Origin of the sequence: Vibrio sp. RC586 (assembly GCF_000176715.1) — a bacterium.
Taxonomy (GTDB): Bacteria; Pseudomonadota; Gammaproteobacteria; order Enterobacterales; family Vibrionaceae; genus Vibrio.
On the sequence record NZ_ADBD01000007.1, the window covers coordinates 171321 to 197153 of the forward strand.

19 protein-coding genes are annotated in these 25833 nt (G+C 47.1%); 13 read left to right on the forward strand and 6 right to left on the reverse strand.

Annotation, left to right across the window (positions count from 1 at the left end):
- Positions 1-253: 253 nt before the first annotated feature.
- Together VOA_RS13235 and VOA_RS13230 are read right to left on the reverse strand one after the other, a co-directional pair.
- On the reverse strand, positions 254-856 hold the full coding sequence (locus VOA_RS13235) for a response regulator transcription factor (protein WP_000489518.1): 603 nt from the start codon (positions 854-856) through the stop codon (positions 254-256).
- Positions 846-2669 (reverse strand): sensor histidine kinase, encoded by a 1824-nt coding sequence (locus VOA_RS13230; protein ID WP_156794452.1) that lies wholly within the window; start codon positions 2667-2669, stop codon positions 846-848. Before VOA_RS13230 ends, VOA_RS13235 begins: the two co-directional genes overlap by 11 nt.
- 245 nt (positions 2670-2914) lie before the next feature.
- On the opposite strand from VOA_RS13230, the gene VOA_RS13225 reads away from it, so the two are divergent.
- The 5 genes from VOA_RS13225 (at position 2915) to VOA_RS13205 (ending at position 9004) form a co-directional block, all read left to right on the forward strand.
- On the forward strand, positions 2915-3898 hold the full coding sequence (locus VOA_RS13225) for a sulfurtransferase (RefSeq protein WP_000749847.1): 984 nt from the start codon (positions 2915-2917) through the stop codon (positions 3896-3898).
- 21 nt (positions 3899-3919) lie between these two features.
- Positions 3920-5716 carry an FAD-dependent oxidoreductase gene (locus VOA_RS13220; RefSeq protein WP_001045095.1) on the forward strand — a complete coding sequence of 599 codons (1797 nt, stop codon included), beginning with the start codon at positions 3920-3922 and terminating at the stop codon, positions 5714-5716.
- Complete coding sequence (locus tag VOA_RS13215) at positions 5713-6483, forward strand: (Fe-S)-binding protein (protein ID WP_000066863.1); 771 nt, start codon at positions 5713-5715, stop codon at positions 6481-6483. Before VOA_RS13220 ends, VOA_RS13215 begins: the two co-directional genes overlap by 4 nt.
- A 27-nt stretch (positions 6484-6510) precedes the next feature.
- Positions 6511-7188, forward strand: coding sequence for a TVP38/TMEM64 family protein (locus tag VOA_RS13210; RefSeq protein ID WP_000670358.1), 678 nt, complete (start codon positions 6511-6513; stop codon positions 7186-7188).
- 94 nt (positions 7189-7282) lie between these two features.
- On the forward strand, positions 7283-9004 hold the full coding sequence (locus VOA_RS13205; protein ID WP_000944964.1) for an ABC transporter permease: 1722 nt from the start codon (positions 7283-7285) through the stop codon (positions 9002-9004).
- 73 nt (positions 9005-9077) lie between these two features.
- On the opposite strand, the gene galM is transcribed toward VOA_RS13205, so the two are convergent.
- From galM to galE, 4 genes are all read right to left on the reverse strand, one after another.
- The gene (gene galM, locus VOA_RS13200) at positions 9078-10139 is read right to left on the reverse strand and encodes a galactose-1-epimerase (protein WP_009355802.1); all 1062 of its coding nucleotides are present in this window, start codon (positions 10137-10139) and stop codon (positions 9078-9080) included.
- An 8-nt stretch (positions 10140-10147) separates the two neighbouring features.
- The gene (gene galK, locus VOA_RS13195; protein WP_001292228.1) at positions 10148-11308 is read right to left on the reverse strand and encodes a galactokinase; all 1161 of its coding nucleotides are present in this window, start codon (positions 11306-11308) and stop codon (positions 10148-10150) included.
- A 65-nt stretch (positions 11309-11373) separates the two neighbouring features.
- Complete coding sequence (locus tag VOA_RS13190) at positions 11374-12438, reverse strand: UDP-glucose--hexose-1-phosphate uridylyltransferase (protein WP_000034286.1); 1065 nt, start codon at positions 12436-12438, stop codon at positions 11374-11376.
- Positions 12439-12479: 41 nt separating this feature from the next.
- The gene (gene galE / locus VOA_RS13185; protein WP_000866949.1) at positions 12480-13496 is read right to left on the reverse strand and encodes a UDP-glucose 4-epimerase GalE; all 1017 of its coding nucleotides are present in this window, start codon (positions 13494-13496) and stop codon (positions 12480-12482) included.
- Positions 13497-13930: 434 nt separating this feature from the next.
- Here galE and ebgR point away from each other — a divergent pair, with 434 nt between their 5' ends.
- The 8 genes from ebgR (at position 13931) to ygjK (ending at position 25794) form a co-directional block, all read left to right on the forward strand.
- Positions 13931-14917 carry a transcriptional regulator EbgR gene (gene ebgR / locus VOA_RS13180; protein ID WP_000212430.1) on the forward strand — a complete coding sequence of 329 codons (987 nt, stop codon included), beginning with the start codon at positions 13931-13933 and terminating at the stop codon, positions 14915-14917.
- Positions 14918-15249: 332 nt separating this feature from the next.
- On the forward strand, positions 15250-15933 hold the full coding sequence (locus VOA_RS13175; RefSeq protein WP_001001287.1) for a hypothetical protein: 684 nt from the start codon (positions 15250-15252) through the stop codon (positions 15931-15933).
- 10 nt (positions 15934-15943) lie between these two features.
- Positions 15944-16627 carry a hypothetical protein gene (locus tag VOA_RS13170; RefSeq protein WP_000764123.1) on the forward strand — a complete coding sequence of 228 codons (684 nt, stop codon included), beginning with the start codon at positions 15944-15946 and terminating at the stop codon, positions 16625-16627.
- A 286-nt stretch (positions 16628-16913) separates the two neighbouring features.
- Entirely contained in the window at positions 16914-20027 is a 3114-nt protein-coding gene (gene ebgA, locus VOA_RS13165) for a beta-galactosidase subunit alpha (protein WP_001017065.1), read from the forward strand.
- 2 nt (positions 20028-20029) lie between these two features.
- A complete protein-coding gene (locus VOA_RS13160; protein WP_000636173.1) occupies positions 20030-20482 on the forward strand; it encodes a beta-galactosidase subunit beta in 453 nt (150 codons plus the stop codon).
- Between the two features lie 82 nt (positions 20483-20564).
- Positions 20565-21998 carry an amino acid permease gene (locus VOA_RS13155; protein WP_000004669.1) on the forward strand — a complete coding sequence of 478 codons (1434 nt, stop codon included), beginning with the start codon at positions 20565-20567 and terminating at the stop codon, positions 21996-21998.
- Positions 21999-22336: 338 nt separating this feature from the next.
- Positions 22337-23389, forward strand: coding sequence for a protein YgjJ (gene ygjJ / locus VOA_RS13150; RefSeq protein ID WP_000848517.1), 1053 nt, complete (start codon positions 22337-22339; stop codon positions 23387-23389).
- Positions 23390-23406: 17 nt separating this feature from the next.
- Complete coding sequence (ygjK, locus tag VOA_RS13145; protein ID WP_000804310.1) at positions 23407-25794, forward strand: alpha-glucosidase; 2388 nt, start codon at positions 23407-23409, stop codon at positions 25792-25794.
- The last annotated feature ends 39 nt before the right edge of the window (positions 25795-25833 follow it).

Consider the following 25833-nt stretch of genomic DNA (forward strand, 5'->3'; position numbering starts at 1 on the left):
AACACCTTGTAGGAATTCACTGACAAATGGATTTTTTTAAGAAGCTAAAAAATGAATTATCCAAATACATTGGATATAACTATAGGATTATAAAAAGTCTTAATTTCCCTAGAAACAATCACTCATTAGAAAATATTGATATCTATTCAAAAAACAATGGAATATAAGTAATAAACTACTATATCCACCCACTCATTCAGGTCAAAGATTGAATGTTCAATACTAATAACAACCAATAATAACCGACCATGAACTAGGCGGGTAAATAACTCCCCATATAGCGAATAAGGGCCGCCATATTATTCACTTCGAGCTTCTTCATGAGATTGGCACGGTGTACTTCAATAGTGCGTAGCGAAACGCATAATTCATCCGCCATTTCTTGATTTTTCATTCCTTTAAGCACCAACTCTGCCACATCTCGCTCACGCTTGGTTAGGCTCCCGATCTTACGCCGCGCGTTACACTGTTCCGCACAAATAGCCGACAGCTCAAGTGCTTGATCAATCGCTCTTACTAATGCATCCCCATCCACCGGTTTTTGGAAAAAATCGCACGCCCCTTCTTTTAACGCTTCAACGGCCATGGGTACATCACCGTGTCCGGTTAAATAGATGATGCGCAGCGGGCTATTGCGCGCGTTTAACTGGCGCTGCACTTCTTGGCCACACAGATCCGGCATTCGGCTATCTAACACCACACACCCTGCTTGTTGCCAGTTGGCTTGCTCAAGAAACTGTCGCCCACAAGAGAAGGCTTGCAGTTGATAACCGTAGCTTTCGAGTAAAAACTGTAATGACTCTAAAACACTGATTTCATCATCAACCAAATAAACGGGATGAAGGTTACGAAACATGGTGATTCTCCAGATAAGGTAAAATTATCGTTGCCTGACAACCCGTTGGGGGTAATGGGCGCAGATAGAGTTGCCCATGATGCACTTCAATCACATCACGGCAAATAGCCAACCCCAAACCTAAACCATCCGTTTTGGTGGTGTAAAAAGCCTGCTGAACCGCATCGCTTGAATCACGCAAGCCAATGCCATTGTCGGTAATATCGATGATCACTTGGTCATCACAAAAGCTCACATGCAGGTCAACGTAAAACGGTTGGCTACAATCCAACATGCTAAGGCAAGCATCTTTGGCATTGGTCAGTAGGTTGAGCAGCACTTGCTGCAACCCCGTGGCATCAATATAAATTGGCTGTGTTTCTCCAGAATAGAGTACGGCTAATTCAATGCGGTGGCGCTGAAATTCATAGTCGACCAATTTAAGTGACTCATCAATCAACTGTGGTAAATCCACCCAACGTTTTTGGGTCGGTTTTCGGTGAATCAAGGAACGAAGCCGCTGAATAATCTCACTTGCCACCCCCACTTGCTGCTGAATTTTCTGCAATATGGGCATTAATGTTTCCGGCGATGTGCCTTGCTCCATTCGCAGTTGTGCGCCGTGACTGTAATTTTTGATCGCCGCTAACGGCTGGTTAAGCTCGTGCGCCAAACTGCTGCCTAGCTCTCCCACAATGGTGATGCGCTGAGCGTGTTCCAACATGGCACTTTTATGACGTAAGTCGTTCAGCGTTTCGCGCAGTTGTTCACGGCTGCGTTTGAATTTCCACTCTAGCCAGAAGTGGTACACCGTGAGCAAAGTTAGGGTCAATAACGCTGCGATGGTGACCGTTTGATTCTTATACAGCCACTCTTTTACTTTTTGTGGCAGAGGCTTTTGCAGCGGATGCAGATCTAAGTGCTGATAAACTTTGTCCACATTCACACTGGGGGCTGGCAACATCCATCCTCGGTTTTGAGCCGCCTCTGCCGCCAGATGATCTGCGGGCATATCAAACAGTGCCTGTGCGACTTTTTGTCCCACCTCTAGTGGTGCTCGCTCGGTCATTGCCAGAGTCCAATTCGGGTACAAAGGTGTGCTAACGGTACAAACCGAGTTTTCCGGATGAGAGGCGTTCAGTACGCGCACGTTATGTCTCTGTAATTTTCCCTCTTTGATCATATGTTCCAACGTACATGCCGGAACAATCGCTACATCGATTTGTTTTTCCAGTACATCAAGGATCAGGTTATCTGTCGGAGGGCCTTTAAATTCGAGATTGTCAAAAAATCGTGCATGGTAGTAACCCAATTTATCCAACTCATAGCGCAGGGCAAGAAACCCACCAAAAGCTTTCTCCGAAACCGCAGCAATCCGCGCTTTATCTATGTCTTTTAAGGTTTTATACGCAGACTCTTGCCGCACTACGACCACCGAGGCAATCGAACGATTCGGGCTTTGGCTAAATTCCGTTCTTTGCGTTGCTAGCCAATAAATGGGGTACTCACGCGCCAGCTTGGTCGCCTGACCGGGACTGGTCAAAATAAAGTCGAGGCGATTGTGTAAAAACGCTTCTTCTAATTGATCGAAATCGTAAGTATGTAAATTGAAATGGTAATTGGGATTTTTCTCTGCCAACCAATCCATGGTTGGCTGCCATGTTTCACGCGCGCTGAGGTGACCACGTAACGCCAATACGCCGACATCAAAAGCCGTTCGTGGCTGATGTTGAGCCAAGCTCGTTAACGAAACCAGCCCAATCCCCAATCCAAACCAGAGTTTTAAGAAAAATCGATACACAAACAGACCAACCTCAATGCAGTGGAGGCGCATTTTAGCACCCATCCCCCTGTTCACTTTGTTGCGTCAGATCAATCCCATCTCATTCTTGTGGTTTACCACAATAGTGGTAGATAACGGATTTACGCACAATCCATCCCCGACTTAGCGAAGGATACGCACTGTGGGCAGCACCAAACACAAACCATAAAGCTCCCCCCGCCTTCCTGATCACACGAATTCCACCTGTTGGGTTAAGTCCAGCAGGTTACTTTTAAAAATCAAATGGAAGCAATGCAATGAAGAAGTCGACAATTGCCTTGGGGATCTTAGCCGCGACAGTGGCTATTGGTTACCCCACTTATCAAGCGATGTTCTCCACCCCCGTGGTTACGGTGGATGCTACTCAGCAAGCCGATAAGTTTGCAGGTTACGCTCACCCTGAACATTTCATCTCCCCTGTCCAGCTCAAGGCGCTGATGGATAACCAAGCCGATGTGGTCGTTATCGGTGCACTCAACCCGATGAAACCAGATGCCCCTATTTCTGGCTCGTACTCCCTGTGGCGTAATGACTATTCCGCACCAAAAGCAGAATACGGCTTCGATGGTATGCGCAATAGCAGCGATGAGATGGCAATAATGCTCGGTGAATTTGGCGCCACAGCACAGTCCACGATCGTGGTCTATGCTGCGGGCTCACACCATGATGCCGCTCGCCTTTACTGGCAGATCCAAGGCTTAGGTCATCAAGACGTTCGTTACCTTGATGGGGGTTTGAATGCATGGCTAGGCGCCGGCCTACCTACTGGTGATGAAGCAGAGAAAATCTCAGGTGTGACTTACCAAGCTCCTAACCCAGCGCAAGAAGCGAACACCCTTGCCACACTCGAAATGGTGGTCGCGGCTCAAAATAATCCGGATTGGGTCATCATCGATACCCGTGGCACAGAAGAGTTTGCTGGAACCACCACCGTCACTGGCGCATTTGGCCCAGGCACGATTCCTGGCAGTGTTCACATCAACTGGACTCAGGCGCTGAATAAAGACACCACCCTCAAAACGGCACAAGAGTTACAAGCGGTTTACGGCGACCTGATCAAAGGCAAAAAAGTGATCGCTTTCTGCCAGTCTGGCGTGCGTTCGGCACACACCACTCTCGTGTTATCAGAAATTCTAGGCGCGCAAGAAGTCTACAACTATGACGGTTCATGGATTGAGTACAGCCATGCTCATTACGAGCTGCAACACCCTGACGTTGCCGTCCTCAACGGCAAAAGCTAATTAACACGGGATACTCATTGAATGAACAAGGTAATTTTTAGCCAAAAGCTGTATGACACAGCGCAGATGATTGTCGATGGCTGTATGGGCGATGCCGATCCAGCGTGTCAAACCGCTTGCCCAATGCACACCGATGTAAAACAGTATGTTCGCTTAGCGGGTGAAGGTTTGTACCAAGAAGCGCTGGATGTAATCCGCAGCAAGCTGTTTTTGCCTCAAACGCTAGGCCGTATTTGTGCTCATCCTTGTGAAGCGGCTTGTCGCCGTAACACGGAGTTCAAACAGCCAATCAGCGTGGCAGGCATCAAACGTTTTGTGGCGGAGAAAATGGATCAGCAAGCACAGTGGGATCTCACTATTGCCCCTGCAACTCACAAACACATTGCCATTGTGGGTGCTGGCCCTGCAGGTGCTCAAGCGGCGATTGAACTACGCCGTTTAGGTCACCAAGTCACGATTTATGAGAAATTAAACGTCTACGGCGGCATGATGCGTGTTGGTATTCCTGAGTACCGTCTTCCTCGTAACGTGATCGACTTCGAATACGATTACCTCAAAATGCTGGGCATCGAAACCCGTTTTGGTGTGGAAATCGGCCGTGATATTTCATTCCAACAGCTGCGCGATGAACATGATGCGGTCATTCTGGCCCATGGTGCGCACATCGGCTCAATCATTCCTCTGCCAGGCCACCAAAGTGATGGTGTTTTCTCTGCTGTCGAGTACCTCAAAGAGATCGCCGAAACCCAACAATTCCCTCGCGCAGGCCAGCGAGTGATGGTGATTGGTGGCGGTGACGTAGCCATGGATTGTGCCCGCTCTTCATGGCGCATTGGCGCAAGTGAAGTGTTCCAGTGTTCACTGGAAGCGATGGACGCCCTTCCGGCAAGCCAGATTGAGATTGATGAAGCACAGGAAGAAGGCGTGGAATTCCATGCAGGTTGGGGCCAAGTCGCGATTGAGCATGAAAATGGCAAGGTGACCGGCATTACGCTCAAGCGCGTGCTTTCTATCTTCAACGAACAAGGCCAATTCGCGCCACAATACAGCGAAGAGAGCAAAACTATCTTGGTGGATACGGTGATTTTCGCCACCGGTCAAGTCGTGGCAGATATTACTGATGGCGCACTCGAACAAACCCGTGGCGGCCGTTATGTGGTGGATCAACAGACTCTCGCCACTCAGCTTGATGATGTATTTGTGGCGGGCGATGCCTGTGGCGGTAACATCGTGATCCAAGCGATGGCGCTTGGCCGTAAAGCGGCATTCAGTGTTGAACGTTACTTGAATCAGGTTGCCCTCACTGAAGGCCGTGACTTTGTTCAAGAGTACAGCTACCCATCACGTTTGGATGTACCACTTCCGAAAGGCACTGTAGACCAACCGCGTTTGCATGGTGAACTGCGCGATGCCGACGAGCGTAAACGCGATTTCGCACAAGTCGATTTTGGATTTAGCGAAGAACAAGTTCGTCAAGAAGCCTCACGCTGTCTGCAGTGTAGCTGTAAGCTCTGTATGTCAGAGTGCATCATGATGAACGATTTCGGCGACTGTCCGAAAACCCTGTTCAGCGACTTTATTGACTCACAAGCGATGGATCCGCTACTGGCTTACTCTTGCAATGCTTGCGATCAGTGCACCATCGTTTGTCCGAAAGATTTCCCAATGAAAGAGATGTTCCTTGGCGCGCGTGCCGATTTCGTAAAAGCCAACAATGGCGAGTCTCCAATGCCTGGTCATAAGGCGATCAACATGCACCAAAAACTGGGCTTTTCAAAACTCTTCACTATGGCCAAACGCACAGGAGCAGCAAAATGAGCAATAAAGTGTTTATGCCGGGATGCAGCTTGCCATCCTACTCACCAGAAGGTGTGGCCGCGATTGCGTCTTACCTAAAACAAGTCTTCCAAGAGATGGGCGCCGTGCAAAAATGTTGTGGTAAGCCAACTGCGGCGATTGGTCAAACTGACCTTTTCAAACAGCGTTACGGCCAACTGCAAGCCGACTTCGATAAGTTAGAAGCGGAAGAAGTGATTGTGGCGTGCCAAAGCTGTTACGGGATGATCAAAAAAGCAGGCGGGAAGCAAAAACCACTCTCCCTTTGGAAACTTTTACCACAAATTGGTCTGCCGGAAGAGCTACGCGGCAAAGCCAAACACAGTGATGTGGTGTTTACCATTCACGATTCCTGTTCAACGCGCTACGAGCAAGAGTTGCAAGATGGCATTCGTTGGATCTTAAACGAGCTAGGCTACAAAACCGTGGAGCCAGAACACACCCGCGAAAACACTCGCTGCTGCGGTTTTGGCGGCATGGTGGTACCCGCCAACCCAGATGTGGCCAACCGCGTGATTCAACGCCGAGTCGATGAGTTTGAAACCGATTATGTGGTGGTGTACTGCGCCGCTTGTCGTGCCTCAATGATGGGTGTGGGTACCCAAGCGTGGCACATCCTCGACTTGATGTTTGGCCCAGTGGTGATGCGGGGTGATGAAGCGCCTGTGAATGTACTGGCTAGCCCAGTCAAAGCTTGGTTTAACCGCTACAAATCGAAAGCCGGCCTCATCAAATGTATGTCTGTGTAAGCGCTCTGAAGAAGGAAAAGTAACACCATGAAATTTTTGAAATTGGCTATTTTAGCCGCCGTGATTGGCTTAGTTCTGTTTGCTGCAAAGCAAACGGGGATTCTGGAAATCATTACTGATATCAAAAGCCTACAAAACTGGATCGCGGGTTTTGGCTTCTGGGGCTACTTTGTGTTTGTGGCCACATTCGTCTTTGCCTGTGTCTTTTTACTGCCGGGCAGCGCGTTTACCATTGTGGCGGGCATTGTGTTTGGCCCAATCAAAGGCGGCATTTTAGCGTTGTTCTCTGCCACGTTAGGCGCAGTTGCCGCATTTGTGGTGGCGCGCTTTCTGCTGCGTAACACCATTATGAAAAAATTTGGTGATAACCCAATCTTCAAGAAGATTGATCAAGGCGTAGCTCAAAACGGCACAAGCTTTTTGATCCTAACTCGTCTGGTTCCGGTTTTCCCATTCAGCCTGCAAAACTACGCATACGGTCTCACTAGCCTTAATTTGGGGACTTACGCGATTGTTTCATTGCTGACAATGGCTCCGGGCGCATTCATCTTCGCTTACATGGCAGGTGACATTGCAACCAATGGCGTTTCCGCCATGCTGTTGGTGAAATTCGCGGCGGCAGGTCTTGTGCTGTTTGGTATGTCACTGATCCCAAAATACATCGCCAAGAAAAAAGGCATCAACATGGCTGAACTGGCGAAGTAATGGCCTGTTCTCTGTGAATTTTAGCCGCTTATTCGTAAGCGGCTTTGCTATTCCTCCCCTTTCCCCAATGTGTGTTGAGTTGAGAGTTCTGCTGATGTTACGCCTTTTTTACCTGCTGTTTGTGATTGTCTGCGTGGTGCCGACCTTACCAGGTTTATTAGGCGTCACGGTCGCCGCCTTCGGTTATGTCCCTCCGGTCGGTTTGACTCAGTTCTCATGGCATGGATTTCATGCGATTGCTGAATGGCACGGCGTAGGGCAAGCCATTGGTTTGACACTTTTTTCAACGCTGGCCAGCACTTATCTGGCCTGCTTTCTCTGTTTTATTATCTTACAAGCCGCGTGGAATAGCCGTTACTGGACAACGATTGAGCGCTGTTTATCCCCACTACTGGCAATGCCACATGTGGCATTTGCGATTGGTTTTGCTTTCTTATTTGACCCCACCGGCTTGGGTGCTCGTTTGCTGCACGCCTTCGTTAGCCAAGAATTGGGCTACGTCTCCGATGATATGTCATGGCTAGTCAATGATGCTCACGCACTCGGCTTGATCATCATGCTCACCTTAAAAGAACTGCCGTTTCTGCTGCTGATGAGCATTCCTCTGCTCAAGCAAATCCCGCTTGAAAAAATGCATAAGGTCGGTGCATCACTGGGCTATCAACCTAGCCAGTTCTGGTGGAAATGTATTTTGCCACAATGGTTGGTCAAGCTGCGTTTCGCGCTGTTTGCGGTACTGGCCTACGGCATTTCAGTGGTCGATGTGGCGCAGATTTTAGGCCCAACGAACCCACCTACTTTTGCGGTATTAGTATGGCAATGGTTTAAAGAGCCAGATTTAGCCTTGCTTCCACGTGCGGCAGCTGGCGCAGTCATTTTGTTTGCACTTGCGACTTGCGTACTCGTTTTGGCTCTATTGATTGAACGCGGCATCACCCAAGGTTGGCGACAATGGCAATTCTCAGGCCGCTTTGCAATCACCCTTCCCGGCCAATCCCTGTTCTTAGTAGTGTTTGCTTTTACTCTTTGTTTGCTGCCCTTGCTTGGGGTATGGAGCGTTGCGCAGCGTTGGCGTTTTCCAGATTTGCTCCCAACTCAATACAGCCTACGTTTTTGGCAGCAAGAGTGGCAAGCGCTGACCGAAGCACTGCAACCCACACTGGCGATTGCCTTAATTAGCGCAACCCTAGCGCTATTGTTAGCCATATTGGCGCACGAGTATCGCTTGCGCTACCGACTGGCAGTGCCAAGTTACCTGCTGGTGCTGCCGATGCTGCTCCCCCAACTTTCAATTCTGTTTGGCTTGCAAGTGATGACATTGATCATCGACCATGGCAGCTACCTGTTTTGGGTTTGTTGGTCACACCTATTTTTTGTGTTTCCTTTGGTTTACTTAGCACTGGATGGCCCGTGGCGCAGCTTTAACCCCAATTTCACGTGTGTAACACTTAGCCTTGGAAAATCACCGTGGCAAGCATGGGTGCAGGTGAAACTGCCGATTCTATTTCCTGCGATTGCTTTTGCATGGGCGGTGGGGCTGAGTGCCAGCTTTGCACAATACTTACCGACACTGATTTTGGGTGCAGGACGCATCACGACACTCACTACCGAAGCCGTTGCGTTGTCCAGCGGGTTTGACCGCCGAGTCACCGCCATTTATGCCCTATGGCAAGCCTTGCTGCCTTGGTTATTTTTCAGTTTGGCGATGCTTATCGGCCGCTTGCCGATCACACTAAAGCGTGGACTGACAAGGCTGAGCGGGGTTCGCTTCTCTGGGACTCGAATTGATTGGAAATGGCAGTTGACTCGCTCATAAGAGAGCCATGATAAGAGAGAATCTCTGACGCAACATCAAGATGAACAACATGAGATTGCGCCAGAGTGGAACCTTATTTGGCAAAGCAGACAAACTGGTAGCGTGTCTGATACTGGTAACGTTCATCCGGCCGTAGGATGCAACTTGGCTGAGGCCATTGTGGATGATGGGGAGAATCAGGTAAAAACTGAGTTTCTAAGGCAAGACCTGCATAATCGGCGTATTCCGCTCCATGACGATTTGGCGTACCCGCCAACCAGTTTCCGGTATAAAGCTGCATACCCGGTTTGTCTGTACAGACCGTTAGTTGCACTTTTTCATCGGCGGACCAAAGTTTCGCGATTGGCTGAGTAGTATCACGGTCTGAGGCAAAAACATAGCTGTGATCATACCCCTTGGCCGTGATTTGCTGTTCTCCTTGCAATATAGGCTCACCTACCCTTTTGATCTGCGTAAAATCAAATGCTGTCCCTTCTACTGGGCACAGTTCACCCAATGGAATTCCCACCGCATTGGTTGGTACATACAGTGCTGCATCAATCCATAGCTTATGGTCAAGGCACTGGGTGCCACCTTCTGCACCATTCAAATTAAAGTAAGCATGATTAGTGAGGTTCACCACCGTGGCGCGATCCGTTGTCGCTTGGTAATCAATACTCACGCTTCCTTGCTCATCCAAACGATAAGTCACCGCAACGTGCAGATTCCCCGGAAAGCCTTGGTCGCCGTCTTCAGACAGCAGTTGAAACGTCACGCTCTGTACGCTTTGCGCCCTGATTTGCCAACGGCGACGATCAAACCCAACCGCACCACCGTGTAAAGTATTCCCCGCTTGATTGGTAGAAAGCGAATATTGCAGCCCATCAATCATGAGTTCTCCACGAGCAATTCGATTGGCATAACGTCCAACAGTTGCGCCTAAATAACTGCCTTGGCGCAAAAAATCCGCCATGCTATTCACGCCCAATAATACTTCGCGCATTTCATCCCCTACGGGGATAACGCAGCTTAGCCATGTCGCACCGATATCCATCAGCACTACGCGCATTCCGGCTTGATTGGTCAACTCGATAAGATTAGCAGGCTGGCCATCATAGGCCGCCTGCTCTGTCATGCTAGGAAATAACGTGTCCATCGATAGACTTACCCGTGTTTAATCAAGCCTGCGCCCGATGTCGCGTGGCAAACGTAGATTGACTCTTTTAAACCTGTCGCCGCTTGGTATTGGCGTTCAACTGCCTGTTTTACCGCTTCCACCTGAGTTGGGTGCACTAACGCCACCACACAACCACCAAAGCCGCCACCCGTCATGCGCACCCCACCTTGATCACCGATCACGGTTTTGACAATGTCAACCAATGTATCAATCTCTTTGACCGTGATTTCAAAATCATCGCGCATGGAAGCGTGAGATTCCGCCATCAGCACACTCAAGCGAGCCATATCCTGCTGGCGCAGCGCATGCGCCGCTTGCAGTGTACGAGCATTTTCCGTGATGACGTGACGTGCACGCTTCGCCACCACCTCATCGAGTTTCGCCACTTGCGCATTAAACTGCTCTAAGCTGACATCACGCAGCGCTTTTACGCCAAAGGCGCGAGCTGCGGTTTCGCACTGTTCACGGCGAGTATTGTACTCACTCTCCACTAAGCCACGCTTTTTATTGGAGTTAATGATCAACACGGCCATCTCTTCTGGCATCGCAACGGCTTCCGTTTCTAGGCTACGGCAATCCAGCAGCATAGCGTGATTGGCTTGTCCTTTGGCGGAAATCATCTGATCCATGATGCCGCAGTTACAACCCACGAACTGGTTTTCAGCTTGCTGACCGTTAAGCGCGATCTCCGCTTGGCTAACCTCCAGTTGATAAAGCTCTTTGAAGGTTTGACCGATCACCACTTCCAACGCCGCCGAAGAACTTAATCCCGCACCTTGTGGCACGTTGCCTGTCACCGCGAGATCAACACCATGAAAAATAAAGCCACGCTCACGCAAACACTTCACAACACCACGAATGTAGTTCGCCCACATTTTTTCTGGCACAAAAGTAATCTCTGAATTGAGGTCAAACTCATCAATCGCATGACCATAATCGACAGAAACCACGCGAACACGGTCATCACTACGCTTCGCGGCCGCGACAACGGTTTGATAATTGATCGCACAAGGCAAAACAAAACCATCGTTGTAATCGGTGTGCTCACCAATCAAGTTAACGCGCCCAGGCGCTTGGATCAGATGACTTGGCGCATACCCCAACACCTCTTGAAATGCAGTGGTAACGTTATGAATCAGTTCAGACATAGGACTTCTCGCTTTAAAAGGGGAAAACCGCGCTACCGTTGAGCGTGCGCAGTTCAAAATTGATCTTATTGGTGTTTTTCTTGTTCTTTGTAATGAACATCGCTCACCGCACGCAGACGCTCTGCCGCTTGCTCCGCCGTTAAATCACGCTGGCTTTCTGCCAACATTTCGTAACCAACCATAAATTTACGAATGGTTGCACTACGCAGCAGTGGCGGATAAAACAACGCATGTAATTGCCAATGCTCAATCTCAGTGCCAGCTTCAAAAAACGGTGCATAGTGCCAGCCCATGGAATACGGGAATGCGCACTGAAATAAGTTGTCATAACGACTGGTGAGCTTTTTGATGGCAAGGGCGAGATCATCACGCTGCTCATCATTGAGCTCATTCATACGGCGGATATGGGCTTTCGGCAACAACAGCGTTTCAAACGGCCAAGCCGCCCAATACGGCACCACCGCCAACCAATGCTCCGTTTCCACCACCGTACGCGAGCCATCTTTCAACTCTGCTTGCACGTAATCCACTAGCAAATTGCGACCATACTGTTGGTAATAGGCTTTAAGGTGTTGCTCTTTGCGTTCAATTTCGTTGGGTAAAAAGCTGTTCGCCCAGATCTGCCCATGCGGATGAGGTTGCGAGCAGCCCATGGCTTCACCTTTATTTTCAAAGGCTTGAACCCAAACGTACTCTTTGCCCAGTTCTTCTATTTGCTCATTCCACGTTTCAATCACGCCACGGATTTTTTCCACCGACAGCTCTGGCAGGGTTTTGCTGTGATCGGGAGAAAAACAGATGACTCGACTTAAACCACGCACCCCTTGAGTTTTGAAAAGTGGGTTTTCCGACTCAGGCGCCGCTGGCGAATCCACCATCAATGCCGCAAAGTCGTTATTAAACACATAAGTGCCCGAGTAGTTGGGGTTCACGTCCCCCGAAATACGGGTATTAGTTGGGCATAAAAAACAGTGTGTATCGTAATTGGGCAGCTCGGCTAATGCCGGCTTTTCATCTGCACCACTCCAAGGTCGTTTTGCACGATGCGGCGAAACGAGAATCCACTGCCCTGTTAACGGGTTATAGCGGCGATGTGGGTGATCTACAGGGTTAAACTCTATCTTCGACATTTTTCAACTCTTTGAATTTAATTCTTTATTCTGAGAAATCTTTAATCAGCGTAACCATTGGGGTTATTTGATTGCCAACGCCAAGTATCTGCGGTCATTTGTGCGATAGTGCGAGTCGCCTTCCAACCCAGTTCGCTTTCTGCTTTAGCGGTACTTGCCCAACACTCGGCAATATCACCGGCGCGGCGTGGGCAGAGTTCATAAGGCACTGGCTTACCGCATGCGTTCGCAAAAGCATCAACCATATCCAAAACACTTGACCCCTTACCCGTGCCTAAGTTGTAAATATGTAAGCCTTCTTTTTCACCGACCGCTTTCAAAGCTGCAATATGCCCATCGGCCAAATCCATCACATGGATGTAATCCCGTACGCCCGTACCGTCCGGTGTTGGGTAATCACTGCCAAAAACGGATAATGCCTCACGCCGCCCCACCGCAACTTGAGCAATAAAGGGCATGAGGTTGTTAGGAATGCCTTGTGGATCTTCACCCATAGTACCTGAAGGATGCGCTCCAACTGGGTTGAAGTAGCGGAGTAAGGTGATGCTCCAATCCTTTTCCGCTTGAAAAAGATCACTTAAACACGCTTCCACCATATGTTTACTGCGCCCATAAGGGTTAGTTGTGGCACCGGTTGGTGAATTTTCGGTAATGGGCACATGTTGAGGATCGCCATACACCGTTGCCGAGGAGCTAAACACCAAACGCTTCACTCCGACTTTACGCATGCAGCGTGCTAACACCAGAGAACCATTGACGTTGTTGTCATAGTATTCAAGCGGTTTAACAACAGATTCCCCCACCGCTTTGAGCCCCGCAAAGTGGATCACGGCGTGGATACGATGCTGAGAAAAGACGGAATCCAAAAAAGACTCGTCTCGAATATCACCTTGATAAAACAGAGGTTGTTTGCCCGTCAGTGCTTCGATACGTTTACGCACCGCCAGTTTGGCATTGCACAAGTTATCAATAATGATGGGTTCAATGCCCGCAGCTATCATCTGCACGCAGGTGTGGCTTCCGATGTAGCCCATCCCACCTGTCACCAATACTTTCACTTCACACTCTCCTCTTTGATGCGCAAGCTAACGGCGCACGGAAACTCGTCGTTTCTTCACTCATTTAAGCTTAGCAAGCAATCTCACTTTAAAAACGTGATCAACACTGCATTGTGTAAACGTTTACACAAGTCACTACTTAAATAAAACCTCAAATTACATTTTACTGAAAGCACAATCAGCCTCACATTGGCTGATTTTTCGTGATGACATTCGAAAACAACCAGTAAAAAAAGACTTTTTTTACTAAAACTCAATGCATCTGTTTGTGCTTTGTTTACAATGGCAGCCAGTTAACATTTATCCACCCGTTGATTAGTTCCGTTTTGGTTTGTCCGTGCGACGGCATAGCCCAAATGACTGATAAGAGAATTTAGTGAAAGCCTTTCAAAGGGTTCGTTTTTGAAAATGGAAAAGGGAGAGAAACAAAAAGCATGGCAACTTTAAAAGATATCGCTGCAGAAGCTGGGGTTTCACTGGCAACCGTTTCTCGTGTCTTGAATGATGACCCAACCTTGAGTGTGAAAGAAGAAACCAAACATCGCATTCTAGAGATTGCCGAGAAACTGGAGTACCGCACCAGCAGCGCAAAAAGAAATACCGTGAATACGATACCTAACCACCATTTTCTTGCCTTGTATAACTATCGCCAAGAAGCCGAAATCAACGATCCTTACTATCTCTCCATTCGCCACGGAATCGAAACTCAATGTGAAAAACTCGGCATTGAGCTAACCAACGGTTATGAAAGCAAGATAGATCCTGACTTAAAGCGGATTACCGGCGTTTTACTGGTTGGAAAAACCACCACGGCAACGTTACAAAAAGCCAGTAAGCTAACCGATAATCTCTGCTATCTCGATTTCAGCGACGACAATGGACAATTCGATTCTGTCGACATTGACCTCATTAAAATCAGTAAACAAGTCACTGACTTTTTCATTGCTCAAGGTTTTGATCGAATTGGGTTTATTGGCGGAGAGGATAAAACTGGCTACCCAGACATTCGTGAAATTGCTTTTGCTGAATATGGTCAACTCAAAGGAGTGGTCAACGCGCAAGACATTTATCGTGGTAGTTTTTCTAGCTCATCGGGCTATCGACTTGCCAAAGAAATGCTCGCCACCCCCGATTTTCCACGAGCCCTGTTCGTGGCTTCTGATTCAATTGCCATTGGCGTTCTACGCGCTATTTTAGAACATGGCTTAAACATCCCCCAAGACATCTCGTTGATCAGCGTTAATGATATTCCAACCGCGCGTTTTACTTTTCCTCCCCTCTCAACCGTGCGTATTCATTCGGAAATGATGGGGATTCAAGGGGTCAATTTGTTGGTTGAAAAAGCGCGTGATGGGCGTGTCTTACCTTTGAAAGTTTATGTTCCGAGTCAATTAAAACTACGTGGCACAACACGCGCTTAATCCTCACTTAAATTCTTTTTTCAGGCACTCATCACGAGTGCCTTTTTTATTTTCATATCTAACAATTAACATTCAGAAATCTAAATCAGGTCAATAACTTTTAGTTAATTGATTTCATCTTCCATAAAACTATTCATATCAAGATAAAGTTAAAAATCTTCAATACGCCTCACCTATTGGAACACATGATAAAAAGCATCATTGTAATTAACAATGCATCCACATAGATTAACAAATGGAATGTAAATATCACTTATACATTCACTTATACATTAACAACATTTCAATGATGGATTAGTAATTTATCAAGAACACAATAGAACAGGTGGAATATGAACGAAGATATAAACAATAGAATGATTAGCGTATCAGACGGAACCATTTACACTTATGAAGGCGCTTCAAATATCAGCATAGCGATTGCACAAGGCGCATTAAAGTTTTTAGAAAATCAGTCCCCAACCAGAACCGCCACAACCAAAGCCGATGCATTAGAAACTTTTGGTTATATTCTTGGCTCCACTGGTGGAATAATGTCTACTGTTCGTCCAAATTCTGGGCAAGCAGTTAAAACCATCAGTTTCACTAATAACACTCCATATATCATTGGGGTTCATACCGCAGGTGGTGCTGGGTTCCGCTCCGGTTATATATCAGGCATGTTCAATACATTGTCACCAGGGGACAATGGGCAAATCAAGTATTCAATTAATCATGCCAACTCAATGAACGATATAGATTTAGCGCTATGGTTGATTGCTATGGACTATGAAAAAGACTCTTACATCCGTTTCAGGCTCCAGTTCTCACCTATTGGGGATTCACGTCATGGACTTAAACAGGTTAATTTCACAGACTCTGCAGATATCATCCTCGACAGAGGGGATTTTAATACCACAGTGACAGGGTTATCTGTATTAGGTAATGGAGAGAAACCTTCATTTTCAATTGCAAGTCTGGTTCAGAAGCAGAGTTCATCTGATTTTTGCGTAAACTTCCTACCTTTTGCCATATAAGGAAAATAGAATGAAACTTGAAATACAAGCCACAACCTCAGAACAAGCAAATAAAAACTTTTTGAGAGATTATGGTCGATTCTATTCGAAATATCTGCTGTCAACATCGGAAGAAACAAATCAAAGAGTTGGATTCCTTGCCGCAACAAATGCAGCAACAGCATTAATTAGTGGTTGTGTATCCTTAATTGGCGGTGCCAGAAATTTAAAAAGAGAGGAGCCAACCTATCGCTTAGAAGTTTCAATAACAAACTATACCTCTTATTTAATAGCGTTAGTAGAAGCTGATGTAAAAAATGCCATGTTTACAGCACCGTATATTATGCCAGGGCAAGAAGCTTCTATAATTTTCACTGAAAAAGTGGGCAATTTCAGTGATTCTAGCTCACTGTATCGATACAGCCCAATTATCTATATGCAAATGATTTCCAGTAATGGGAGTAGCCAAGGTATAGAATGTGGTATTGCTGATCAAACCGATTCAACTTCTCGTACTATCTGTATGTCACATATGTCCGGTGGTGGAAGTTCATGGGTTGAAAACCCTGCTTTAAATAATACAAATATAGATTTACATCTCCCTATTTTCTATTTCACCAATGCTGACAATGCAGTGATCTCAGTAAAGCCAACTGTGCTATCAAATGATGAATCTGCCGTATTAGACATTATCATTGTAGAAAGAGTGGGTTAACTTCCTCTTTCATGTTTATTACTAGGCACTCATCACGAGTGCCTTTCACATTTTTTACTTTATTTTTACCCGAAGAAGCCACCACCAACCTCTCACTAACCGTTTCTTTATCCAGATCACATCTGCTGTTTAAAACTCGTTCCTTTCCGTGATCAAGTTAAAGGTAAACGTTTTCACTAATTTCATTTAGTAAAACTTTTACTAATATCTTTCCTTGATGATATACCCAACTTATCGAACAACACATCGGCCGATCTCAGATCACAGTAGCCGAGGGAGAATAAACGTGAATCATTGGGAAAACTTTCTGCACTTACATGAGAACCGCATGCCACCGCGTGCTTACTTCTTCTCTTATGATGCTTTGCCACAAGCCAAAACGTTTCAGCGTGAACTCAGCCGCTTATTTTTACAGCTAAGCGGACAATGGCGTTTCCATTATTTCAATAACCCACAGCTCATTCCTGAAGAGTTTTACTCTAACTCTATGACTGAATGGGGAAATATTACTGTACCAAACATGTGGCAGATGGAAGGCCACGGCAAACTACAATACACCGATGAGGGCTTTCCATTCCCAATTGATGTGCCTTTTGTACCTAGCGATAACCCAACGGGAGCCTATCAGCGCACCTTTACTTTGGGGGCGAACTGGCAAGACCAACAAACCATCATCAAGTTTGATGGCGTAGAAACCTACTTTGAAGTGTATGTGAATGGCCACTACGTGGGCTTTAGTAAAGGCAGCCGACTGACAGCCGAATTCGACATATCCACATGGGTACAGCAAGGTGAAAACCTATTGTCCGTGCGCGTAATGCAGTGGGCAGATTCAACCTACATCGAAGACCAAGACATGTGGTGGACTGCCGGTATTTTCCGTGATGTTTACCTGATCGGCAAAGAACGAGTTCACGTTCAAGATCTCACTATTCGCACAGACTTTGCCACCGATTACCAAAGTGCCACGCTCAACTGTCAAGTTGAATTGGAAAATCTTTCTCACGCCACCGCTGCCGATTACAGCTTGGAATATGTACTGGAAGATCAAGGTAAAACCGTTGCCACAGGTCAGTGCCGCGCACTCTCAATTGAAAAGCTGAGTTCAGTACAATTCGCCATAGACCTAGTCAACCCAATCCATTGGACGGCGGAAAATCCTTATCTTTATCAATTATTTATTACCTTAAAAGACCCTCAAGGCAAGGTATTGGAAGTAATCCCACAACGAGTTGGCTTCCGTGATATTCAAGTGCGCGATGGTCTGTTCTACATCAACAATCAATACGTTATGCTGCACGGCGTTAACCGACATGATAATGACCATCTCAAAGGTCGTGCGGTAGGCATGGATCGCGTGGAAAAAGATTTGATGTTGATGAAACAACACAACATTAACTCGGTACGTACCGCGCACTACCCTAACGACCCACGTTTTTATGAGCTGTGTGATATTTACGGCCTGTTTGTGATGGCTGAGACCGATCTGGAAACCCACGGCTTTGCCAACATTGGTGACTTGTCACGCATTACCAATGATCCTGCATGGGAAGCAGTGTTTGTGGATCGCGCCGTGCGTCATGTCCATGCCCAGAAAAACCACCCGTCGATCATTATGTGGTCATTGGGTAATGAATCTGGCTACGGCTGTAATATTCGCGCCATGTACCATGCAACTAAAGCCATTGATAACACGCGTTTAGTGCATTACGAGGAAGACCGTGATGCGGAAGTGGTGGATGTGATTTCAACCATGTACTCACGCGCGCAGATGATGAATTACTTCGGTGAGCACCCCCATGCTAAACCGCGCATTTTATGTGAATACGCCCATGCAATGGGCAATGGCCCTGGTGGTTTGAGCGAATATCAAAACGTGTTCTATCAACACGATCACATTCAAGGTCATTACATTTGGGAATGGTGTGACCACGGAATTCTGGCTCACGATGAGCAAGGCAATCCGTTTTATCAATACGGTGGTGATTTCGGCGATTATCCGAATAACTACAACTTCTGTATGGATGGGTTAATTTTCTCGGATCAAACCCCAAGCCAAGGGCTAAAAGAGTACAAACAGGTGATTGCACCGGTCAAAATCCGCGATTTAGTCATCACCCCTGACCAACAAAAAGCGCGTTTTGTCCTTGAAAACAAGTTCTGGTTCTCAACCCTGCACGACCACACCATTACCGCAGACATTCGTGCTGAAGGAGAAACCCTCGCCACATTGCAACTGAAAGCCGATGACTTAGCAGCCAACTCTGAACGTGAAATTGAGATTAATCTGCCTGAGCTGGATGAGCGTGAAACCTTCATCAATTTCACCGTGCGTAAAGATAGCCGCACTCTCTACAGTGAAGCGAATCACCCCGTTGCGGTGTACCAGTTTGCCTTGAAAGCCAATACTGCGCATTACACTCCGTTTGTGAATCACAATGCGCAACCTTTGGTGGTCAATGAAAACCGTTTAGAGCATGTGATTGAAGGTCACAACTTCACGCTGATCTTCTCGAAAGTGAACGGCAAGCTGACTTCATGGCGCATTAATGGCGAGGAGCTGATCCAATCTGAGCCGAAACTGAGCTTCTTTAAGCCAATGATTGATAACCATAAACAGGAATATCAAGGCTACTGGCATCCGGCTCATTTGCAGATCATGCAAGAACATTTCCGCACCCTAAGCGTGGAATTGAAAAACGAGGCGGTGTTGATCACGACCACCAGCATCATTGCACCACCAGTGTTTGATTTTGGGATGCGCTGTACCTATCGCTACCAGATTAATTCACAAGGTCAGTTGAATGTGGAATTAAGCGGTGAACGCTACGGTGACTACCCGCATGTTATCCCTGCTATCGGTTTGGATCTGGGTATCAATGGTCAGTTTGATCAGGTGAATTACTACGGTTGTGGACCAGAAGAAAACTATCAAGACAGCTGCCAAGCCAGCATGATTGATGTTTACCGCAGCACAGTGGCAGATATGTTTGTGAACTATCCCTTCCCACAAAACAATGGCAACCGCCAAAACGTGCGTTGGGCAGCCTTAACCAATCGTCATGGTACAGGTCTGTTGGTCAAACCACAGCAAGAGATCAACTTCAGTGCTTGGTTCTACACCAACCAAAATCTGCATGAAGCTCAGCACACCAACGAGTTGGAGAAAAGCGGTTACATCACCCTCAACTTAGATCATCAAGTGATGGGGTTAGGCTCGAACTCTTGGGGCAGTGAAGTGCTCGATTCCTATCGAGTGTATATGGATAAATTCCGCTACGGGCTTACATTACTCCCACTTCAAGCCGGTGATTGCAGCGCCTCAAGCATGGTGAAACACGACTTTGATAACGCGTTTTTCACCCCAAACCACACTCAATCTACCAGCAACGAGGCGTAATCATGATCGTATTAGACAACTTACAACAATTCATCGTGGCTTATCGTGGTGGCAAAAAATGGAATCGCTGCATCGAAGCCATCCATAACATCGACAACATTCAACCTGGCGTAATGCACTCCATCGTTGATTCACTGGTGTACATGGTGGAAGAAGGTATCACCGCACACTCGGAGCAATTTGTCGGTAATCGCCGTTATTTTGATGTGCATTACTACCTTGCTGGCAGTGAAACGATAGAGTTCGCCCCCAAACAGGAACTCACCGTGACTCAGGCTTATCGTGACGAAACGGATAGAGAATATTTTCAAGGGCATGGTCAGCAAGTTGAAGTAAAAGCAGGCCAAATCGCGCTGTTTGATACCCAACACGCCTACCGTTTTCATGGCGAGCAACCCGTTCGTAAAGTGGTGCTGAAAATCACCATTGAAGATGGCTACATGCTGAATAAATAACGAAACGGGGGCCGGCAATGCACCGCCCCCACACTCTCCCACACCAAAGTGGGGCACTGACGTGATTCACCGGAGGATTACCATGTCTGAATCTGTACGCGGCACGATCGGCAAATTTGGCTTGCTGTCTATGACATTTGCGGCGGTTTTTAACGTGCGCAATATTGTCAATAACAACATTGAACTGGGGCTGAGTTCAGCACCGATTTTCTTACTGGCTACGGCTATCTACTTTATTCCCTTTGTTTTCATCATCGCAGAGTTTGTTTCTGCCAATAAAAACTCCGAATCGGGGATGTATGATTGGCTAAAAAAACCGTTGGGCAGTAAAGCGGCCTATCTCGGATCATTCCTGTACTGGTTTGTGAACCTGTTTTGGTTCGTTTCACTGCTACCTAACGTTATTGCCTACGCGTCTTACGCCATGTTGGGCTACGAGTACAGCTTCTCACCGATGATTACCTCGATCATCTCCATTGTGCTGTTTGCTTTTGCCACCCACATTTCAACCAAAGGCGCATCATGGCTAGGTAAAATTTCTGAAATCGTGGCTTACGGTGTATTTGCACTCTTCGCTATCTATGTTCTTGGTGCGTTAATGGCATTAAGTGGTGATCATACTCCCGTTGAACCCATCACTCTGCAAGCGATGACCCCGACCATTAACTGGGCAACACTCGGCATTATGTGTTGGATTTTCCAAGCCGCTGGCGGTGCAGAAACGGCCGCGGCTTACCTTAACGATGTTAAAGGCGGCCATAAGTCTTTCATCAAAGTGATCATTATCGCGGGTATTGTGATTGGTGCGATGTACGCCATCGGCTCTCTGCTTGTGAACGTGTTTGTGGCGCGTGAAGACCTCACCTATGCTGGCGGCATGGTGGAAATCTTCACAGGGATGGCTAACTACTTCGCTATTTCGCAAACCTTGGTTGGCCGCTTTGTTGGCATCATCCTCTTCATCGCAATGTTTGGTTCTATGATGATGTGGACGGCTGCACCAGTGAAAATTCACTTCTCAGAAATTCCAAAAGGCGTGTATGGCGAAAAAACGACGGAGTTGAATGAACATGGTGTGCCTGTGCGTGCTGCTTGGTGGCAATTTGCTTTTGTCTTTCTAATGTTAGTTGTAAACGGTTTTGGTTCAGAATCCGTGCAAGACATGATGAACAAAGCGATCAATCTCACCGCGGGTACGGCAATGCTACCCCCTATCTTTATCATGGTGGCTTACTTTGTATTCCGTCTAAAACACGATGATACGCCGCGCGACTTCCGCATGGGCTCACGTAAATTCGGTATGTCAGTGGTTTCTGTTTTAATTGCCATTTTCGTGGTCAGCATGTCGGCGTCAGCCTTCCCTACAGGGGTCGACTTGGTTGAAGCCTTCTTCATCAACGTATTTATGACGGCGGTTTTCTCTGGCCTTGCTTGGTGGTGGATCTCTCGCTTCGAGAAGAAAAATCAAATCACCGAGGCCTCTGCCGCAAAACCACACTCCATCCTTCAACACTAGTACTTACCAATGCGCCACTCTCTTTGTGGCGCATTACCTTTCATGAATCACCCTATCCTGATCATTTCTAGCTAACCATATTCGCGCCTTATTGAACTGAGTTCACTCACACATCTCTACTTACAAGCCCATTTATCTACCTTATCAATAGCACTAAAAAGAAAGTAAAGTTTTACTAAATGTAGATCACACTCCCTCACAAACCCAATTAACACCACTTCATTTATGGCTTTAGAATTCAGCACTAATTGGAGCGTACAATGAGAGTATCGCCTTTACTTACCCCTAATACTTTCAAAGTACCTCCAATTCATTCATCATAAAATTGAGAAGTTAAAATGAAGACAATTTTTACTAAAGCCACCATGCTTTCGGTGTGCATTTTTGCTGCTTTACCCGCCTTTGGGAAAAATACCCTTGAACACACTCCCCATTCCGATAACCAACCGCCACAAACCGATTTGAAACTGAACTTCTATGGTGAATTGGGCATTGGTGGGCACACAGCCCTAGAGGGCAATGATAAAGGCCGCTACAGCGATGGTACTTATATTGAAAGCGGCTTAGAACTGAACTACGGAAACTGGTTTGGTCTCATCTACGGTGAAGGTTGGACTGTACAAGCGGATAGTGTTGGCAATCCTTGGGCCACCGGCCATGGTTGGGGTGGTTTTGAAGGCGGAGTCAACCGCTTTTATGCCGGCTACAAAACCGATCACGGTACGCAATTTATCTTCGGCCGCATGGACTCTTCTTTAGATGATGTGCAGTGGTGGGGAGATGCAACCGTTGACTATGGCTATGTCATTCCTAACTCAAGAGATATGAATCTTGCAGTGAAAATGCAAAACCTTGAAGGTTCACTTCGCTACAGTATCAGTGCTGCGCCAGAGGGTAAATTTGACGAAGATGATGCGCTAGTACACTTCGGTAAATATGACCGTTACGCTGATAAATATACTCACGCAGCCATGGTGAATGGCTATCTACAATACGATTTAGCCGATGCCGTTACGCTGATGGCGGGGGCCGAAGTCACCAAAGACAAAGGTGAGCTTTACCTGCTCGGCATTCAATACAAAAACGTCGCCGCTCGTACTTGGCATCATACTGGGGATGATTCTTCCTATAACGATGGTCGTGAAACCGGCCTACAAACCAGTGCATGGTATGAAGCGATGCAAGGGGTTTACCTCTCTGCCGCATACAACTTTGCTGAACGTACTTATCACAACCAAGCAGATGAAACGACGTCTTACATCAACGCTGGCGTTTGGTGGGAATATGGTCAAGGTAAATACGCTACCGCATTTGACAGCAAATTTTATCTCAGCAATGACACATCCGATTCCGACAACCAACTGTTTGTTATGCAGTACTTCTACTGGTAATCAAGGGAGAATTGATCATGAAACCACAAAAATCATTAATGGCAATCACGATTGCCAGCGCCCTTACCCTAGCGGGCTGCGCAACGCAATTAACGACCCAAAACCAACCACAGGCTTTTCAATTTAAAAATGTGATCGATCGTACTGGCTCGCCAGAGTACATGCGTGATTACGATTTTGATGACCACCAACGCTTTAACCCATTCTTTGATATGGGTGCTTGGCATGGCCATCTGCTGCCTGATTCACAAGATGGCATGGGGGGATTTACAGGTACGGCACTGCTCACCGAAGAGTACATCAACTTTATGGCCGACAATTTCGACCGTCTGAGTGTGTATAAAGATGGCCAGAAAATCGAGTTCACCATGGAGGCGTATAGCATCCCGGGGGCATTGATCCAAAAACTCAGCTCAACGGATGTGACCGTGGAAATGACGCTGCGTTTTGCCTCTCACCGCACCTCATTACTGGAAACCAAAATCACCACAAATACGCCAGTCGAGTTGGTATGGGATGGTGAACTGCTAGAAAAATACCATGCCAAAGAAGGTAAACCACAGTCAGATAAAACCATTGATCAGCAGTACCCTGACTACCAGCGTACCCTTGTCGCTACCGACGATGGTTTGAAAGTGACGTTTGGCAAAGTACGTTCAACGTGGGATCTGTTGACCTCTGGTGAATCTGAATACCAAATTCATAAATCGATCAAACTGCAAACCCAAGTGGATGGTCATCGCTTCGTTTCCAAAACAAGCATTCAAGGTTCAACAACCCTCTACACCACTTACACTCATGTGTTAACTGCGCAAGAAAACCAAACTGAGCAAGCCAGAATTGCGGACATTTTGGCCCATCCGCAAAGCTATTTAGTGGCTTCCGAGCAACGTTGGGAAAACTATTTAGAGCAAGGACTGAGCAACCCAGAAGCAACGTTAGAACAAGAACGCGTGGCGGTGAAAGCCATGGAAACCTTAAATGGCAACTGGCGTGGTGTAGCTGGTGCGATGAAGTTTGATTCTGTAACCCCTTCGGTTACCGCACGTTGGTTCTCGGGTAACCAAACTTGGCCTTGGGATACATGGAAACAAGCCTATGCCATGGCACACTTTAATCCAGAAGTGGCAAAGAATAACATCCGTGCAATGTTCGCTTATCAAATCCAAGCTGATGATGCAGTTCGTCCATGGGATGCTGGCTACATTCCCGATTTGCTTGCCTATAACCTAAGCCCAGAGCGCGGCGGTGATGGTGGTAACTGGAATGAACGAAATACCAAGCCAAGCCTTGCTGCATGGGCAGTGATGGAAGTGTACAAAACCACTCAAGATAAAGCGTGGTTAGAAGAAATGTACCCGAAATTGATCGCTTACCATGACTGGTGGTTGCGTAACCGTGACCACAACGGCAATGGCGTACCTGAGTACGGTGCAGCGCGCGATAAAGCCCATAACAATGCTGAAGGTGAAATGTACTTTGAGGTCATCAAAGGCGATAAAACCACAACCATTACAGGCCAAGCGGCGTATGACAAGGTGGTGAAACAAGGCGATTACGATCGCATCGAAAGCCCTGCACAAACAGCTGCATCATGGGAGTCGGGTCGTGATGATGCCGCCGTGTTTGGTTTTATCGATCAAGATCAGCTCGAAAAATACCTCGCCAATGGCGGTAAACGTTCTGACTGGGTCGTAAAATTTGCGCAAAACCGCGCTGAAGATGGCACCTTGCTGGGTTATTCACTGCTGCAAGAATCGGTAGATCAAGCCAGTTATATGTACAGTGATAACCAATATCTGGCTGAAATGGCCGATATTTTAGGTCAACCACAGCAAGCCAAAACCTTCCGTGCCAAAGCAGATAAGCTCGCCAAATACATCAACACCTGTATGTTTGATGAAGGAACAGGCTTCTTCTACGACATCCGCATCGAAGATAAACCATTAGCGAACGGCTGTGCCGGTCAACCGATTGTTGAACGTGGTAAAGGCCCTGAAGGCTGGTCTCCCCTGTTCAACGGTGCAGCGACCCAAGCTCATGCCGATGCGATCGTCAAAGTGATGAAAGATCCAAAGGAGTTTAATACTTATGTTCCACTGGGTACGGCAGCACTTTCTAGCCCTGCATTTGGCGCCGATATTTACTGGCGAGGCCGTGTTTGGGTTGACCAATTCTACTTTGGCCTAAAAGGAATGGAGCGTTATGGCTACCACCAAGATGCGGTGGATATGGCTAGCGCTTTCTTCAACCATGCCGATGGCTTAGTACAAGATGGTCCAATTCGTGAGAACTACAACCCACTCACGGGTGAGCAGCAAGGTGCGCCGAACTTCTCTTGGAGTGCCGCTCACTTATACATGCTTTACAACGACTTCTTTACCGCTCAAAAGCCAGCCAACTAACCTTTACTGTCAGCAAAAACAAAGCGGCTCAAACGAGCC